This is a genomic window from Paenibacillus sp. A3, assembly GCF_001399685.1.
GTDB lineage: Bacteria > Bacillota > Bacilli > Paenibacillales > NBRC-103111 > Paenibacillus_G.
In genome coordinates this window covers 1-17,492 of the sequence record NZ_JTHN01000037.1, presented here as the reverse complement: position 1 = coordinate 17,492, position 17,492 = coordinate 1, and the positions used below count along the sequence as shown (strand labels likewise).

Annotated in this window: 9 protein-coding genes; all 9 read left to right on the top strand. The window is 48.2% G+C overall.

Features of this window, described 5'->3' with window-relative positions:
* Positions 1 to 13: 13 nt before the first annotated feature.
* The gene (locus QJ48_RS05185; RefSeq protein ID WP_237762817.1) at positions 14 to 2,059 is read left to right on the top strand and encodes a DUF5693 family protein; all 2,046 of its coding nucleotides are present in this window, start codon (positions 14 to 16) and stop codon (positions 2,057 to 2,059) included.
* Positions 2,035 to 3,159, top strand: a complete 1,125-nt coding sequence (gene csaB / locus QJ48_RS05180; RefSeq protein WP_054972581.1) for a polysaccharide pyruvyl transferase CsaB — start codon at positions 2,035 to 2,037, stop codon at positions 3,157 to 3,159. The genes QJ48_RS05185 and csaB overlap by 25 nt, the downstream gene beginning before the upstream one ends.
* 220 nt (positions 3,160 to 3,379) lie before the next feature.
* On the top strand, positions 3,380 to 4,498 hold the full coding sequence (locus QJ48_RS05175; RefSeq protein WP_054972580.1) for a glycosyltransferase family 4 protein: 1,119 nt from the start codon (positions 3,380 to 3,382) through the stop codon (positions 4,496 to 4,498).
* A 266-nt stretch (positions 4,499 to 4,764) separates the two neighbouring features.
* Positions 4,765 to 8,547, top strand: coding sequence for an S-layer homology domain-containing protein (locus QJ48_RS05170; protein ID WP_054972579.1), 3,783 nt, complete (start codon positions 4,765 to 4,767; stop codon positions 8,545 to 8,547).
* Positions 8,548 to 9,017: 470 nt separating this feature from the next.
* Complete coding sequence (locus QJ48_RS05165) at positions 9,018 to 12,230, top strand: S-layer homology domain-containing protein (RefSeq protein WP_063858024.1); 3,213 nt, start codon at positions 9,018 to 9,020, stop codon at positions 12,228 to 12,230.
* Positions 12,231 to 12,319: 89 nt separating this feature from the next.
* Positions 12,320 to 12,913 carry a hypothetical protein gene (locus QJ48_RS05160; RefSeq protein WP_054972577.1) on the top strand — a complete coding sequence of 198 codons (594 nt, stop codon included), beginning with the start codon at positions 12,320 to 12,322 and terminating at the stop codon, positions 12,911 to 12,913.
* A gap of 89 nt (positions 12,914 to 13,002) precedes the next feature.
* Positions 13,003 to 13,272 carry an alpha/beta-type small acid-soluble spore protein gene (locus tag QJ48_RS05155; protein WP_054972576.1) on the top strand — a complete coding sequence of 90 codons (270 nt, stop codon included), beginning with the start codon at positions 13,003 to 13,005 and terminating at the stop codon, positions 13,270 to 13,272.
* 194 nt (positions 13,273 to 13,466) lie between these two features.
* On the top strand, positions 13,467 to 14,672 hold the full coding sequence (gene metK, locus QJ48_RS05150) for a methionine adenosyltransferase (protein ID WP_054972575.1): 1,206 nt from the start codon (positions 13,467 to 13,469) through the stop codon (positions 14,670 to 14,672).
* Positions 14,673 to 14,830: 158 nt separating this feature from the next.
* Entirely contained in the window at positions 14,831 to 17,449 is a 2,619-nt protein-coding gene (locus QJ48_RS05145; protein WP_054972574.1) for a stalk domain-containing protein, read from the top strand.
* Positions 17,450 to 17,492: the final 43 nt, after the last annotated feature.

Sequence of the window (17,492 nt, the reverse complement as noted above, 5' to 3'; positions counted from 1 at the left end):
GAAGGGAACGTACATGAAATGGAATCAACGGGCGCTTAAATGGTTATGGTGGTTGGTTATCCTTGGGATGCTGGCTGCCATCCCCGTAGCGTTCGAGCGGAATGAGACGGAGCAGAAAACGGGACGAAAGGTAGAGTTCGTCTTCGATTACCGCAATTTGCTGGAAATATCCGATTTGCAAACGGACCCCCGCAAATTCGTATTGGAGCAGTTGGACGAGATGAAGCAGCGTGGAATTCAATCCATGGCTGTCTATGAAGCGACTCTCAACGAGCTGAAGCTGAGCCGTCGCATTGAGCTGTTTACATCGCATGAAGCGTCCGCTTTGACCCAGACGCCCATTTCGCCGAATGAAAACTATACGTATCTTTTGTTTGCGGAGAAAGAATCGGAGCAGCAGCTTCAGCCGATGATTCAAAAGGCGTTTGCCGAATTGAATGTAAACACGAGAGCGTGGAGCTATAAAAATCAGCCGGGCCTGATCATCGAGATGGCGATGGAAGATGCGTTGTTGAAAACGATGGACCCGGATCCGATCACTTTGCAGATGCTTAAGGAAAAAGGGTACACGATTGTCATCCGGCTATCCAACCGGCGGGCTTTTGATGAGGCCCGCATGGATGAGCTGCTGGGAAGACTGAAGGCTCTCGGAGTGAAGCGAATGATTATCGACGGCGAGACCGTACCCGGTTTCGTTAGCGACAAAGACTTGCATAATCTCGATTTGATGGCCGAGCTTATGAAAAAGCACCAGATCGGCTTGGCCTCGACCGAAGCCCTGTACCAAAAGACGCCGCCGCGCGGCTTCAACAGTATCGCGAAGAAGATCGATTACAACGTGGTCCGTCTTCATCCGCTCACGGAATCCGACTCCCAGAAGCTCACGGAGAATATTACTCCGGAAGAGTTGAAGGGCCGCATTCAAGATTATGCGGACCGGTTTTTGCTGGCGGTGAAGGACCGGAACATCCGGATGATTTTCCTGCATGCCAAAGCGGTAAAGAGTACGGACAAAGGGAAAATCGTTCATCCGCTCGATTCGATTTATTTGACGTTGAAGGGGCCGGACGGAGCCATTCCACAGATTCATAAGGTAGGTTATCAGACCGGGCCGGCAACGGCGTTTGTGCCGGTGCATTCAGGCTGGCAGCCGGTCGCCAAGGCACTGTTGTCGATTGGAGCCGTCGCCTTAATTGCGCTGACGATCTCTTACTTCGTCCCAGAGCTTGCGCTAGCTGTCTTTTTGCTCGGATTGGTGGGCTCTGCAGGGATGTATGTGTGGAACAACAGTTTATTTTCACAAGCGCTGGCGCTTGGCGCAGGAACCTGCGCGCCGACTCTCGCTATCATGGTTGCGATCCGAGCGGCACGGAATAAGCTAGACCGCAGGGATGGTAACAAGTGGTTGTTCACAATCGTACTGCTTCTGCGGACAACCCTTCTTTCCCTAATCGGCGCTCTATTTATCGTAGGGCTGCTGAATCAAATCACGTATTCTTTGGTACTGGAACAATTCCGCGGCGTCGGTATCCTGCATGCGGCTCCGATCGCACTCACGGTTCTGTACTGGCTGGTGTTCAGCGATGGGACTTCTTACCGGGATAAAGTGCGGCGAATTCAAGGCTTCCTTCACGCGAATATCCGTGTTTTATGGGTCATTGTCGCTGTAGTCGTTGCCGCAGCCGGCTATTACTACATTTCGCGTACCGGCAACGAGGGGCAGGCATCATCGTTCGAACGATATTTCCGATCTTTCCTGGAAAATACGCTCGGCGTACGACCGCGCACGAAGGAGTTTATGATCTCCCATCCTTTGTTCCTGCTGGGAGCTTACTTGTGCTATAAGTACCGGAGCGCGCTTCTGCTGGTTCTGATCGGCGTGATTGGACAAGCTTCGGTCGTAGATACGTTCGCGCATCTGCATACACCGCTCGTCATTTCGTCGATTCGCGTCGTATATGGTTTGGCTTTCGGCCTATTGATCGGAGCCGTTTTGATTGTGGTCTGGGAAATTATTGCAAGGAGTTGGCAGCGTTGGGTACCCCGGTTAAGCGAATAGTATTGTCCGGTTACTACGGATTCCACAACAGCGGCGACGAGGCCGTGCTGCAATCGATTCTGCTGGCTTTGAAGGAACAAGGAGAACGACAGGGCGTAACATTCGTCCCTGTCGTTCTGTCCATAAACCCCGAGGAGACGGCTCGAACCTACGGCGTCGAAGCCGCTCACCGGATGCGCCCTGCGGAGGTATGGCGGACGCTGCGCGGAGCCGACGGGCTTATAAGCGGAGGAGGCAGTCTGCTGCAGGATGAAACGGGAACGAAAACGATCCCGTACTACATTGCCATTATCCGGCTTGCTCAATGGCTTCGAAAGCCCGTATTTATTTATTCTCAAGGCATCGGTCCGGTGCATCGGCCGTTTTTCTACGGATGGATTCGTTCGGCTTTCAATCGATGCGCGTTTATTTCCGTTAGAGACGACGAATCGAAAGCATTGTTGGGGCGAATGGGGGTTCCTGCGGACCGGGTTGAAGTGGTACCGGATCCGGTGATGGGGCTATCGCTTCGCGAACAACGCTCCCCAAAAGGCGACACGCCTAAGAAGCCTGTTATTGGGATATCCGTCCGATTCTGGAACGAAGACCGCTCGGAGCTCCAGGCTGTTGCCGATGCGCTTAAGCTTGTATTGGAGCAATCGGACGCGCACATTCGTTTCCTGCCGTTTCATTTGCCATCCGACGAGCAAGCTTCCTTGTATGTGATGGAACATATGGGGGGACTCTACAAAGAGCGAATGAGCATAACCCCTCCGATCGCCCATCCGCAGGATATGCTGGCGGAGGTTGCTTCCTGCCAGGTGTTGGTCGGAATGCGTCTTCACTCCTTGATTTATGCCGCCGGTCAATTCGTCCCTATGGTCGGATTGTCGTATGATCCAAAGATCGATCAATTTTTGAATCGTCTCGGGATCAAAGCCGCTTGCAGTACCCAGAAGCCCGATGCGAACGCGCTGGCTGAAGCAACCTTGCGGCTGTGGAACGGCGTGGAAGCATGGAAACGGGAGAAACAGCCGGCCATTGAGCGGCTGAAAGTCGAAGCCGGGCGCCCGGCGGAACGAATCGCTTCTTATTTTGCCAGTCGACATAAAGGAAATTAATAAGGCTACGCTATGCAATAAAAGTGTGCTTGTTTTGCCGTAATTCGCAGTGAGAGTGAATCGTAGAGAGGAAAATGTGCAGAAACCTGATAATACCTATGAAAACAACCTGAAAACCGCCCAAATTGCCTAAATTCATGATGGTATTTCAGAAGCCGTCAAGGTATAATTTGAAGTGTTTGGGGTTTTGTCATAGAAAAAAGGGGCTGTGAAAAAACACATGAACTTGTTATACGGTATCGGCTTTGTTGCTGCTTTACTGATCGCATTGCTGATGACACCGCTGGTAAAACGCTTTGCTTTTTGGGTTGGTGCCGTGGATGCGCCGAATCATCGCAAAGTACATAGCCGGATCATGCCGCGACTCGGCGGACTAGCTATTTTTATTGCATTCATCGCAGCTTATTTCGTTGTTTCTCCTGCTATAAATACATTAAAAACGGACGTTGTTTTCGGTCTTCTGGTAGGTGGGGCGATTGTCGTATTGATCGGCGCGCTGGATGATCGATTTGACCTGTCACCCAAAATCAAATTGCTCGGTCAAATTTTGGCTGCGAGTGTAGTGGTCTATTCCGGGGCTGTGATCGATCTGGTCAACCTGCCCTTTGGCGACGGGGCCGTTTCTTTAACTTGGCTTGCCATTCCGCTGACGATCTTCTGGATCGTAGGGGTGACCAACGCGATTAACCTGATCGACGGATTGGACGGTCTGTCCGCCGGAGTGTCGGGGATTGCAACGACGACGATTCTGGTACTGGCCCTGATGATGGGGAACGTTACCGTCGCATTGCTTTGTATCGTACTGCTCGGCTCGATCGCCGGATTTTTGTTCTATAATTTTCATCCGGCCAAAATTTTTATGGGCGACTCGGGAGCGCTGTTCCTCGGGTTTTGTCTGGCTACGCTGTCCGTACTCGGATTTAAGCAGGCGACCGTCGTATCACTGCTGGTTCCCATCATGATTTTAGGAGTCCCGTTGTCCGATACGTTCTTCGCCATTATGCGCCGGTGGGTCAATAACTTGCCGATTTCGGCCGCGGATAAAAGCCACTTGCATCACTGCTTGCTTCAACTTGGCTTCAGCCACCGGACGACGGTGCTCATTATATACGGTATTGCCGTGTTCTTCGGCTCTTCCGCCGTGCTGCTTTCCTTCATGTCGGAACAGGATGCGCTATGGGGTGCCGTGATATTGATTGCCATTCTGCTCTTTGTACTGGTACTTGGCGCGGAAGCGATCGGCATTATCAGCAAAACCAAAAAACCGGTGCTTCATTTTTTAAATAAAATCCGTGTTAAAACGATGCAGCTTAGCACCCGTTCACGGATGTCAAAATGATGATTTAGCATCAAATGCACATTGTTTAACACAACAATAAACGCTGAAAATCCCAGACCTTGATTGGTTTGGGATTTTTTGTTGCGCTTCCTTGCAAATTTCCCTAAAAAAACGATGACGTTCGGCCGATATGTAAAGTACAACTATTTTTTTGGCGAATGATGTCAAATCTTTGCCGGTTTTGGGCGGGGGAGGTTGTTTTTTAACCGGATTGCTTTGAAGCGTTAATTTGCCTACATTTTTTATTACATAAGGAGGTACTTCTCTTGAAACGACTTACCAATCGTGCCGTCAGCTTTGCGGTCATCGTTGCTCTGCTGGTGTCGATGATCGTACCGTTTTCTGCGATGGCCGCCGGCGGTTCGCTGATGAAAGTCAAAGGATACAGTACGGCAGCGGCAACCCCGACTCCGGTCACCAGCGAGACGGTCAATATTTCCGTCGAAATCGATAATATCGACGATGCTCAGATCTCTTCTATTTATTATGAGATTGAGAACGTGACGACCAGCCCTGGAAGCCCGGTGGAAAACAAATCCAATAAGGGCATGAAGACGGGCCCGTATGAAGTGACTTTTAACAGCGTCAAGCTCTCTGCAGGTACGAATAAAATTACGTTTACGATGGGAGACGTCACCAAGATTTCTTCCCAACCTGCCTACCTGACGTTTACGCCGACAACGAACATTACGGACTTGAAGTTTAACGACGTGCCGATCGAAGACGGTCAGATGTATCCGAAGGACCCGACGCAAACGGCGTATGTCATTACCGGTAAATCGCCGAACGCGACGACGGTTCAAGGTTATTTGCTCGGCCAAGCCAATCCGATCACGGCGTTCCGCAGCAATAATGGCGACTTTACGTTCATTCCGAACCGGAACACGGATTTCAACATGCAAGCCGGGGACAACATTTTTAAAATTGTCGCCAGCAACAACACGAATACGTACAACACGACTAAAAAGTTCATTTTCAACAATGGCAAGCCGTTTTTGTTTGACGGCGCTTTAGATACCGGTTCTGGAAAGCAGAAGCTGGTGAACGATCCGTTTCCGCAATTGAATCAAACGACGGCTAACCTGACGGGTAAAATGAAGGTCGATCTGGCCCCGGGCTCTTCTACGGTTACGCAGTATGTGTATGCAGATATCACTGTAGTAGGCGGGAGCCCGGCAACCCAACGGGTTTATTTCTCGGGAACTACACCGGCGCCACTTACGGAAATCCCGGCAGAGTCGACCTCGACTTATAAAGTATTTAACTTGGGTTCTATTCCGCTGACTCTTCCGACGACTCGGAATCAGACGCTTATCGTAACGTTCTATACGGGCAGCGGCTTGGTTGGTCAAGCGCCGCAGCAGACGTTTACGTTCAATTATTTTGATCCGGCTGCACCTTATGTAACGAAAGTAACCAAGGATCTTGGCACAGACCCGGTAACGAATCAACCGGTTGAAGTGGCCCTCAACCAAAATGGCGATAACGAAATCAGTGAGTTGCCATCTACGTTCTATATTTACACGACCGGTGTAGCCCCGGCGGGTAGCGTTAAGGCTCACATCGGTGGAGATGCTACTGGTATAGCTGCCACTTATGTTGGACCTGATGGGGCCCAACAAAAATGGAAAGTGCAAGTCAACGGTATTCGTGATGGAAGAGCCGTGATGTCTGTAATACCAAGCGGTGTAACAAACGGAAAGCTGGACTTCCCATTAGTTATCACGAGTACGCCGTATATCATTCCGGTTAACTTCTATAACAATATGGTCATCAAAAACGCCGCATTGGAGACACCTTATTGTACTCCAGGTACAGGCGGCACCCCTTGCTTGCAGGCGAAGATTATGAACTTGCCTGAAGCGGAGTATGCCAATGTCGAGGTATCCGTTAACGGTTATACGACCAAGCTGGTTGCAGGAGATTTCCGCGATACCAATGCAAAATCGACTTTTATGTTGGATGTGAGCAAAGCCGACACCCGTTGGCTGCCTAACGACAACAAAGATTTGCTCAACGAAGGGCGAAATACGGTAAAAATCAACCTGCGTTTGAACGGTGCTGTTGTAACGACAGTGCAGTATGAGATCTTTAAGTTTACGCTGCCGACCCCTGCATTTGTAGGAGATATCTTGCCAAGCCCGCTGGAGAAGTTCACCAAGGCGCAAACGCCGGATAAATACGCGACGAATGCAAACAGCGTATCTTTCGTAGGTAACTTCGTGAATGCAGACAGCATCAAAATGACCGTCCGCAAAAAAGACGCTCTGGGCAATCCGGTTGTTACTTTCGATGCCCGGGATAGCGGGACCGGATGGAATTATCCTGCCTCTCCGGCCAATGGACAGCAAAACTATCTGAATAGCGTCGGGACAGGAGCTATCAATACGGCTAGCATTCCGCTTCCTTTTACAGGGGATGTCGTCTTCGAATTTATGATTTCCAACAAAACGGGAATTACCGAAACGCGGAGCATCACGATTTCCCGGGAACCGGTACCTTACCGGATTATCGAACCGATTCTTGTGAAGAGCGGCAAAGATGATATCGCTACAATCAACGGCAACTTTGTGGACATCAAATTGGAAGCTGAGAACGCAGATAGCGTGAGCTTCGGTAAAGACGCTAATGTGCTCAGCAAGATTGACCCGTCCGACAACAAGCCTTACTTCTACTACCGTTATGAAAACTTGAAGGCAGGCCGTAACACGATCAGCTTTACCGTTAATCGCGGCAAAGAAAGCTCCAAAGCCAGCTTTGTGGTGAATAACGTGAATACGGCGGTAGAAGGCGCACAAATGCTGATGCCGCTTCAAAACAAATATAAGCTGTTCGAGGGAGAGTTGGAACTCAGCTTCCCGGCTAACACGAAGCTTATGCGCAACGAACCGACTGCGACGAATCAGTACTTGACGGGAGACCGCAAGCTGTTGTTCGGGCTTGCCAATGTGAAGGACGGCCGTGTTAACAAAGCCTATAACACAGACTACAGCGCATCGTTCTTCCTTCAAGAGCCTACAGGCAAATTCCGTCCGGTCAGTAAGCTTTTCTGGATCAATGGCGGTGCTGTTGGCCAAGACGATTATTTGGATAAGGACAAGCTGAAAGAAGCTCTTACAGGCTCCGGACGCGATCCTTATAATATTGACGTAAACAACGCGAACGTAAGATTTTATCAGAAGAATAATGAGAATGACCTGAAAAACTCGTTTGTACCAACCAAGCGCGGCGAGCTGACGCTGAAGTATGACGATTCGATCAGACAGGATTCCTGGAAGTATGTCACCGTGTATCAAATGGATATCTACGAAGATTACCGGGGCATGACGACTTTGGCTTGGAAAAACATCGGCGGCGAAGTCGATCCGAAGAAAAATACGATTACGGTTCCGATCGATCATTTCGGTTATTTCCAAGTCATGTACATGTACGATAGCTTCAACGATATTACGAGCCACGAGTGGGGCCGTGATACGCTTGATACGCTTTACTCCAAAGGGTTTATGCTGAATAAACTGCAGTCGCTCTTTGTACCGAACGAATCGATTACGCGCGGCGAGTTTGCTACGCTGCTCGTAAAAGCTTTCGATCTTCCGCTTCAGTACTCCGGCAACCTGACGTTCAGCGACGTGCAGAAGTTTGCCAGCACCAATCCACTGTACGATTATAAGTACATTGAGACAGCGGCACGGGTTGGCATCGCACGCGGTAATGCCGGAGGCCGGTTTAAGCCGGACGAGGCCATTACGCGCCAGGATGCGGCCGTGATGATTGCGAGAGCGGCAGAGCTGAAAGTGAATTCGGACAGCAATAAGTCTCTTGCTACGCTTCAAAAGCAATTTACAGATGCGAAAGATATCGACATCTATGCTTTGCCGGCGGTTGAAGCCGTGTCCAAAGCCGGATTCATCGAAGGCATCGAGAACGTTCTTCTTTCCGGTCAGAAGAAGAAGACATATCGCTTCGATCCGCTTCAAAACTTCACGCGTGTTCAAGCTGCTGCCGTCATGGAGCGTATCTTGAAGCAGCAAAAGAAGTTCCCGAAATAAGATGACTAACCAAACCGTCAACCGTGAGTTGGCGGTTTGTTCTCTAATATTAGGTGGTTTCCGCTCAATATTGGAAAATTATTAATGATGACGTATGTGAGTAGATCGTTGTATACTACCTTTTGTGGGCGCTCGATACAATACATATTTGATAGACGCTCTTGATGTACTTGCTTCAAAGTTGTCTCAAAAAAAACCGAAAAAAGTTTTTTCAAAGAGCGCAACTTTTCGAAACAACGTGCGTTTAATACATTGAAACAAACAGAAAGCAAGACAAAGAGCTGTGAACTTGGATAAATTTCACAAAATATGCTCTTTACCTTGCTAGCATGTCAGTGTATAATGTTAGGTGGCATGCGATTCTATCCTTAATCTTCCTAATGGTTTACTAGTTTCTGCAATTCATACATTGCAGACATCTTCAATAAAAACTCATTTTGCTCAACTCTGGGAAGGGGGTGAATCGGCTAATGAGGGAATCGAGCTATAATTTTTCTACACAGAACTCTCAACAACCGCAAGATATTCGAGGAGGAGAAAAAAAGGTTATGAAGAAAAGTTTATCTGCAATCCTGTCCCTGGCTATGGCATTCTCCATGTTTTCTTCCGTAGCGCTGGGTGCAGACGCTAAGAAATCTTCTGCTGATTTCACAGATCTGAAAGATCTGGATGCAGCTACAAAAGCTAAGTTTGACGAAATGATCGGCGCTGGTATTTTCGAAGGCGACAGCAAGGACAGCCCGAATACTTTTGGCGTGAAAAACAAGATGACCCGTGCTCAATTCGCGAAAGTAGCAGCGTTGATCTTCAATTTGAAAGTTGACACTTCCCTGAAAACCTCCAGCTTCTCCGATGTGAAAAACGACGACCCGGCTAACGGTTGGGCTGTGCCTTACATCGAAGCTGTTAAACAGGCTGGCATCACGGACGGTTACGCTCCTGGTCAATTCAACCCGGGTGGCGACGTCACGAAAGAGCAACTCGCTACTTTCTTGATCCGCGGTCTGGGCAAAGACTCCGAAGGTAAAAACAAAACCGGCGTTAGCGACAAAACGGTTTCCGAGTGGGCTAGAAGTTATGTTGCTTTGGCGCTCGAACTGAAATTGATGGGCAACGGCACTGACGGTACGTTCGGCGGTACTTCGGCAGCAACTCGCGACCTGTTGGTTACGAGCTCCTACGAAGCTAAGAAACAATTCGTCGACACCAACAAACCGGCAAAAGCTTCCGTTAAAGAAGTTAAAGCTGTTGACTACAACAAAGTCCAAGTAACTCTGGACAGAGATGTAGACACGAACAAAGCTACTTTTGTTCTGAAAAAAGGTACAGCTGAAACGAAATACGAGGTAAAAGATAAAAACCTTAAATGGTCCGACGACAAAAAAGTTGCTACGTTGACTTTGAAAGACGGCGCGAAAATCGTTGAAGATACGTACTCTGTAACTCTCGGCGGTTTGGACGCTTCCGCAGTTGATGTAGTAACAAAGGAATTCAAAGGCGAAAAAGAAGTTTTAAAATCAATCGACTTTGTAGCAGCTAGCGAGACGGTGGCGAGATCCAAAAAAGTTCGTATTCAAATTAAGCCGACAAACCAATACGGTCAACTCGTTTCTTTCCCTGCTGGTAACTTCTCCGTTATTGGCACACTGGGTGACAGCAATCCAACTATTAAGAAGTCCCCAGATGGCACTAAGATGTACGTAGAACTTAGCACCGATAATCCGAACGTTTACTCGGATAGCACCACGTTCTCTCTCAATATTTACTCTACCGATCAGAGAGATATTACTAAGACTAAGATCTTCAAAATTGGTCAATTCCCGCTTGTCTCCAAGATTGAGTTGGGTGAAATGACTTATTCTAACGATAAGACCGCAATCCATTCAACCGGTGACGAGGCAGTCATTAAAATGACGCAGTTCGACCAATACGGTGGAGAGATTACGGCTGATTCCGGAAGTAAGGATAGCAAAATTCAGGAACCTAACTTCCAATTCATTCCAAAGGGTAATATTTACGGAGAGAACCCGCTGGATGCAAAAACTGAAGACAAAGACAGCGACGGCGTAAAAGAAGCAGTTGTTTTTGTTAAGAGCGACAAGAAGATTACAACTACCGGTGAATATACCCTTTCCGTATGGAATGGTGGAGCTAATGCCCAAACATCGGTGAAAGTTAGCGCAAGTAAAATCGCAACGAAGTTCGATTTTGGAAACTTCAGCAAAAATACTATCGCTGTCGGCGACAAAGATATCTATCTTGAGTTTAAAGCCTATGATGCAGAAGGTAACCAATTGACGCAAGATGAGATTGTTGACAACGTTAAAGACAAACGTTTCAACTTCCAAGTGAACGGACCGATGGAGTTCGGACCAACGGCAGACGTTCCGTCGTCCATGTTGGATAGCGAATATAAAGCTGTTGTGCTGAGTGGAGAACACAAGGGTAAAATCCACTTTGCTAAAGTTAATAGCAAAAATAACGGCCAAGTTTGGGTATATATCCCGAGTGTTATTGACTCCAACAACAATAAATACCAGCCATACACAACTAATGAAGCTCGTTACCCTTCTACCATTAAGGAAGTTTTCCAAGGTGCGAATAAATCAGTTGCTGGTGCAGAAATTAAGCCTAAATATCAGGTGATCGACAACTACTCGGAAGTTCTCACAGAATTGCCGGAAAAAATCACTGATAGCAGTGGCAAAACGGTAACTTACGACATCTATGCAACTGTCGCTAGAGGTAATGTTAGCTTCAAGACTATTAAAGCTGATAAGTTTGAAATCACAGGCGACGGTGCTGTCGTACCAATAAAATCTTTCTCTGATAAAGAGATTACTCTGCAGACAACTGACAATTCTGGATTTGGCACCGCTGAAGTGAAATTTGCAATCCGCAAACTCGTTGATGGTACAGTTACGGATAGCAATGTAAATAATATCACCAAGAAAGTTACGGTTATCGATCCTAATAAAGAGGATCTGAAGTATAGCTTGGCTCCACTTGGCGATCTCTTCAAAACGATCGACGATGGTACTTACAGCGCCACCAGTCAGAAGGGTATTTTCGAAAGCAAGCTGGCAAAACAAGTTAAAGTTGAAGCCAGAGATACTTCAGGCACCCTCGTAGCTTATCCTAAGAGAATTGTTGAAGTAACAGCGGATAACTACTCCGTGCTTCGTACAACTGAAAGATACGTCGGTGAGAATACGACGAATCCGACGTCTACGACAGGTTACGTACTTGGTAACAAAGCAGGTACTTCTAGCGTAACTGCATACTTTAAAAACGCTAAAGGTATCGTAGAAAAAGTTAGCGGAACTGCAACCGTTAAAGGTGATGCAGTTAAGATTGAGAGCATTAAACGTGGTGATTCCAGCAAAACGTTCAAAACTTCCGAATTGACCGATCCTGTTAAAGGTTGGTACTTGATGGGTGATCTTACTCTGAAGGATCAATATGGTGATGAGTTCAAAAACGAATTCATCTATCAGTATGACAGATTTACTGGAGTAAGATATACTATCACTGACGCAACAACAAATAACAACCAACCAATTGCAACAGTTGATCCGAGCAACCCGGAAAAAATCATTATCAACGGAACGGGTTCGTTTACAATTACAGCTACGACTTCTAACGGCCTGTCTGCTTCGACAACGGTTGTTATCAGTAACTAATCCTAACGGATTAAAAAAAGAAGACCCCTACGGGTCTTCTTTTTTTATCAAAGCCCGGCCTCTTACATATATCCAAAGCAGGTGAACTAATGAAATCAAAAATTACTCTTGTTACTGTGGTGCTCATTCTTCTTTTCTCAACCATCGTCTATGCAGATTCCAACAATACCTCTACTCAACCAGGCTCTGTTGACGACCCTATCATAACCAAGAGCTACTTCGAACAAAATATCGCTAAACAAGTAGCAGATGAATTCGCCAAACAAAGTATAAACGAAGAAAAAATCAAGCAACTCATCGCGGCTGAGTTGGCTAAGCAAGGGAGCGGAAGTGGAACTTCTCCTTCCACAGGTTCCGATACCGGCAATAACGCTGCCTCCAATTCCGGACTAACCGTCGTTAAGCTCCAGCAAGGACAAACGCTTTACGGCGGAGCGGGCACGGAATTTATTGTCCGAACCGGTAAAGTTATAGCGGTGAGCTCTGACGATAACGGAATTCCGGACGTTACCTCTGGCAAAGATATTTCCGCGGGAGCAGCGGTTGAGCTTAATCATTTACTTATTGTTCCGCGGGAGGGCCGCGGCGTCAAGCCTGACGCCAAGAACAAGCAGGAAATTTACGTTATGGTTCTCGGCAGCTACTTGATTATGAATGCGGATGGAACGAAAGCTGCATCATAATTTTACCCATTTCGCCAATCATTCATACGTTTGCGGTTTACCTCAGGAAGGGATAATAACATTACATCCTACTTGAGGAGGTATCGGTTATGGCGAGAAACAACAAGAAAGTGGTACCGGAAAGCGGAAAAGCACTGGATGTTTTAAAATACGAAATCGCCGCTGAGCTAGGACTTCCGGTTGGCAAGCAGTTGGCGAACGCTAATGTGGAGTTTGCCACCGAGCTTGGTTCGATCCCTTCTGCTTCAATTAAAGAAGATTATTGGGGGCATATTGCTTCCCGAGATGCCGGTGCCGTAGGCGGTACGATTACGGCAAGATTAATCAAGAAAGCTGAAGAAATGATGTTGAGCTTATAAAAAAGAAAACAATTATCAACAGGAATGTTAATTTTACGCGATCTCATCATAATTTATTGACAGCCTTCTACAAATCCAGTAACATACAATAAGAAGGTAGCAGCTAAAGAAACCTTTTCCACCCGGAAAAGGTTGATTTTTTGTATGTGGACTTAAGCCTTTATCCATAATAAAAGCAGTAGGAGGTTGTTTTCATGTCCAATCCTGTGGGCCGCCGTTTGTTTACCTCGGAGTCTGTAACTGAGGGGCATCCGGATAAAATTTGTGACCAAATTTCCGACTCCGTACTTGACGCATTTTTGGCGAATGACCCGAATGCTCGCGTAGCTTGCGAAGTTTCCGTAGCTACCGGTCTGGTTCTTGTCATCGGCGAAATTACAAGCCAATCGGAATATGTCGATATTCAATCCATTGCACGTCAAACAATCAAAGATATCGGCTACACTCGCGCGAAATACGGTTTTGACTCCCAAACTTGCGCAGTGCTGGTTTCCTTGAACGAGCAGTCGCCTGATATCGCCCAAGGCGTTAACAAAGCGCTTGAAGCCCGTGAAGGCCAAATGACGGACGATGAAATCGAAGCGATCGGTGCCGGGGACCAAGGCATGATGTTCGGTTTTGCGGTTAATGAGACGCCTGAACTGATGCCGCTGCCGATTTCGCTGTCCCACCAACTGGCACGCCGCTTGTCGGAAGTTCGTAAGAACGGTACGCTTGAATACCTCCGTCCGGACGGTAAAACACAAGTAACGGTAGAGTACGAAGGATCTAAACCGGTTCGCGTCGATACGATCGTCGTCTCTACCCAGCATGCCGAAGAAGTATCGCTGGAGCAGATCCAAGCTGACATTAAAGAACACGTTATCAAGCCGATCGTTCCGGCAGCTTTGATCGACGATAATACTAAATACTTTATCAACCCGACAGGCCGTTTTGTTATCGGCGGACCGCAAGGTGACGCTGGTTTGACCGGCCGTAAAATCATCGTCGATACGTACGGCGGATACGCCCGTCATGGCGGCGGTGCGTTCTCCGGTAAAGATCCGACGAAAGTCGACCGTTCCGGCGCTTACGCGGCTCGTTACGTTGCCAAAAACATCGTAGCTGCAGGTCTTGCCGAAAAATGTGAAGTTCAACTCGCCTATGCGATTGGCGTAGCGAAGCCGGTTTCGATTTCTGTCGATACGTTCGGTACAGGCAAAGTAAGCGAAGAGAAGCTGGTTGAAATCGTTCGTAAAAACTTTGACCTGCGTCCAGCTGGCATTATCAAAATGCTCGACCTGCGTCGTCCGATCTACAAGCAAACGGCAGCTTACGGTCATTTTGGCCGTACTGACATCGACTTGCCTTGGGAGCGTACGGATAAAGCGGATCAGTTGAAAGCTGACGCCCAAGCTTAATATTTTCTCCAGATCTGTCTAAGCAAGACGGTCCGTTCTTTTCGCGGATCGTCTTTTTGCATTTTTGTCGATTTTTTTAACCCGGGATTATCGTAACTTTTTGGATAGTCATTGAGTCTATATAAAAGGAGAGTGGAAAACGAGAGGAGAACAGATACGTGATTGTGCAGAAGAAATGGCGTAAGTTGTCGGGAGCCGTTTTGGCCGTGTCGTTGCTGCTGTCCACATGGTCGATACCGTACAGCGCTGAAGCGGCGGATTCGGCTCCGACAGTGGTAAGCCAAGAAATTTTGACGACTGGTGCTGTGTTGAAAAAATATGTATGGCAGTTTACGAGAAGCAAAAAAGACGTCAAAGTCAATGCGAACGTTGTGGAAGTGGATTTGACGAACCCATATGTCAAGCTGGATGTCATGACAGGGACCGAGAACCAATTTACGCGCAAGCAAAGCGTGCTGGGTATGGCCAAGGAAACGAAAGCTGTCGCAGGGGTGAACGGCGACTTCTATAATACCCAGGCGGAAGGTGTCCCGATGGGTCCGGAGATTGCCAACGGGCAGTTGATGGCCACGCCGCCGTATTTGCCAGGTTTCTATTCGTTTGCGCTGGACAAGGACAACAAGCCTATTGTGGACCTGTTCACGTTTAAAGGCTCCATTATTGCGAAAGACGGGCAAAGCTATGCGCTTGGCGGGATAAACAAGACGTACTACTGGTTTGAACCGGGCGGCGAGCACAGCCACATCGACGGCTTGTTCATGTATACGAACGCATGGGGACAAGTGGACCGTTCTAATGACGGCGTGACCGTTCCTACGGAAGTACTGGTTCAGAACGGTATTGTGAAAGAAATTGCGGACAACGGCATTATTAATATGATTGCTCCGAAAGACGGGTATATTTTGCGCGCGTCGGGCAAAGCTGCCGATTTTATCCGAACGCATGTAAAAGTAGGCGATCCGCTGAAGGCGGACTACCAAATCCTGCCGCAGGACCCGAACAAGAAGTATGATGCGAGTACGTTCAAAATGATGATCGGCGGTCATACGATTTTGGTGGATGAAGGCAAGCCATCGGAATTTTCGCGTCCGGTGGACGATCTTTGCTGCACGCGCTCGCGGACGGCGCTTGGTTATTCCAAGGACCAGAAGACGGCCTACATCATTACAGCGGACTACAGCGGCGACAGCAAAGGCTTGTCGATGAAAGAGCTGCAGCAGTTCATGATTCAAGTAGGCGTATGGAAAGGGCTTAACCTTGACGGAGGCGGTTCTACGCAGATGGTAGCCCGGCCGCTTGGCGAAATGACGCCGGTGCTTGTGAATAAAACCGAAACCGGAATTCAGCGAAAAGTCGTGAACGGGGTAGGGGTGTTCTCGACCGCGCCGCAGGGCGAAGTGAAGGAATTGTTTATTCAGGCGCCAAGCGTGCTGTTTGTCGGCGAGCAGGCTCCGCTTCGTTTTAAAGCCTATGACGTATTTTATAACCCGGTGGTCGACACCGATAAAATTACGGCACAATGGAGCGTAGCCGGCAATAAGGGTACGTTCAAAGATAACGTGTTTACTCCAAACCAACCGGGAATAAGCAAAGTAACCGCGGTATCGGGTCAGGGTACCTCGACGGCGGATGTCGAAGTCGTGGGCCGGAATCAGCTGACCAGCATGAAAATTACGGCTGACAACCTCGCGCTGTCCGAAGGCGAAACGTACAAGCTTCCGGTCGTGGCAACGACAGCGTCGGGCAAGACGAGAGAAATTCCGCCGGAGCTTATTCAATGGGAAGTGCTTGGGATTCAGGGCGAAGTTACGAATGGCATGCTGAAGGTAACAAGCTTAGCAGGAAGCACGGGCGCACAGCTGATCGCACGATACGACGGCTTCAGTACGACGACGAGCATTCCTGTCGGGATTGACAAGGTATGGTATGATCTGGACAAAGAGTCTGTGATGACGCTGCCGGATGCGAAGCCGCAAGAAGTGGCCTCTTCCGTCTACACCGTTCCTGACGCAAACGGCAACAAATATTTGGAATTAGTCTACGACTTCACGCAAGGAAAAGGTACCAAATGGGCTTATGCGACGATGGATACCCGCATTCTTATTGAGGGCGAGCCCCAATATATGAAAATGAGAGTCAACGGCGACGAGAGCCTGAACTGGCTGCGTGCGGAGCTGCTTGACAACGCCGGTAAAATTCATTATGTTGATTTCGCAAGAAACATCAACTGGAAAGGCTGGAAGCAAATCACTGCCGATCTGACGGACTTGAAGCTGAGCTATCCAATTCGCGTCAAGAGCGTCTATGTTGTAAATGAGGAGATCGGACAGGACGAACGGGCAGCCAAAGGGAAAATTGGCATCGACGATATTACGTTTACGTACCGCGGCGCGGTGCAGCAGCCATCGAATAATTCCGTCCAGCTGACCGTCAACAAAAAGGCTGTGACCGTTAACGGCAAAGAAATGACGCTGGAACAAGCGCCAGTCATCAAAGAGGGCAACACGCTCATCCCGATCCGTTTTGTGACCGATGCTCTAGGCGGAAAGGTGAGCTGGGACGAGAAGGAGCGCAAGGTAACGATCCTTCGCGGCGGTAAAATGATTGATCTGTGGATCGATAACAAAGACCTGATTGTAAACGGGCAGCGGATTACGGCCGAAGTGCCCCCGGTCATTATGAAAGATTTGACGATGGTGCCTCTGCGCATTTTGTCTGAGAACCTGGGCTGGAAAGTGACTTGGGATGGAAAAAACCAGCAAATCACCCTGCAATAATTAGTACTATAAGCTCTCACAATCTTCCGAAAATATGGTACTT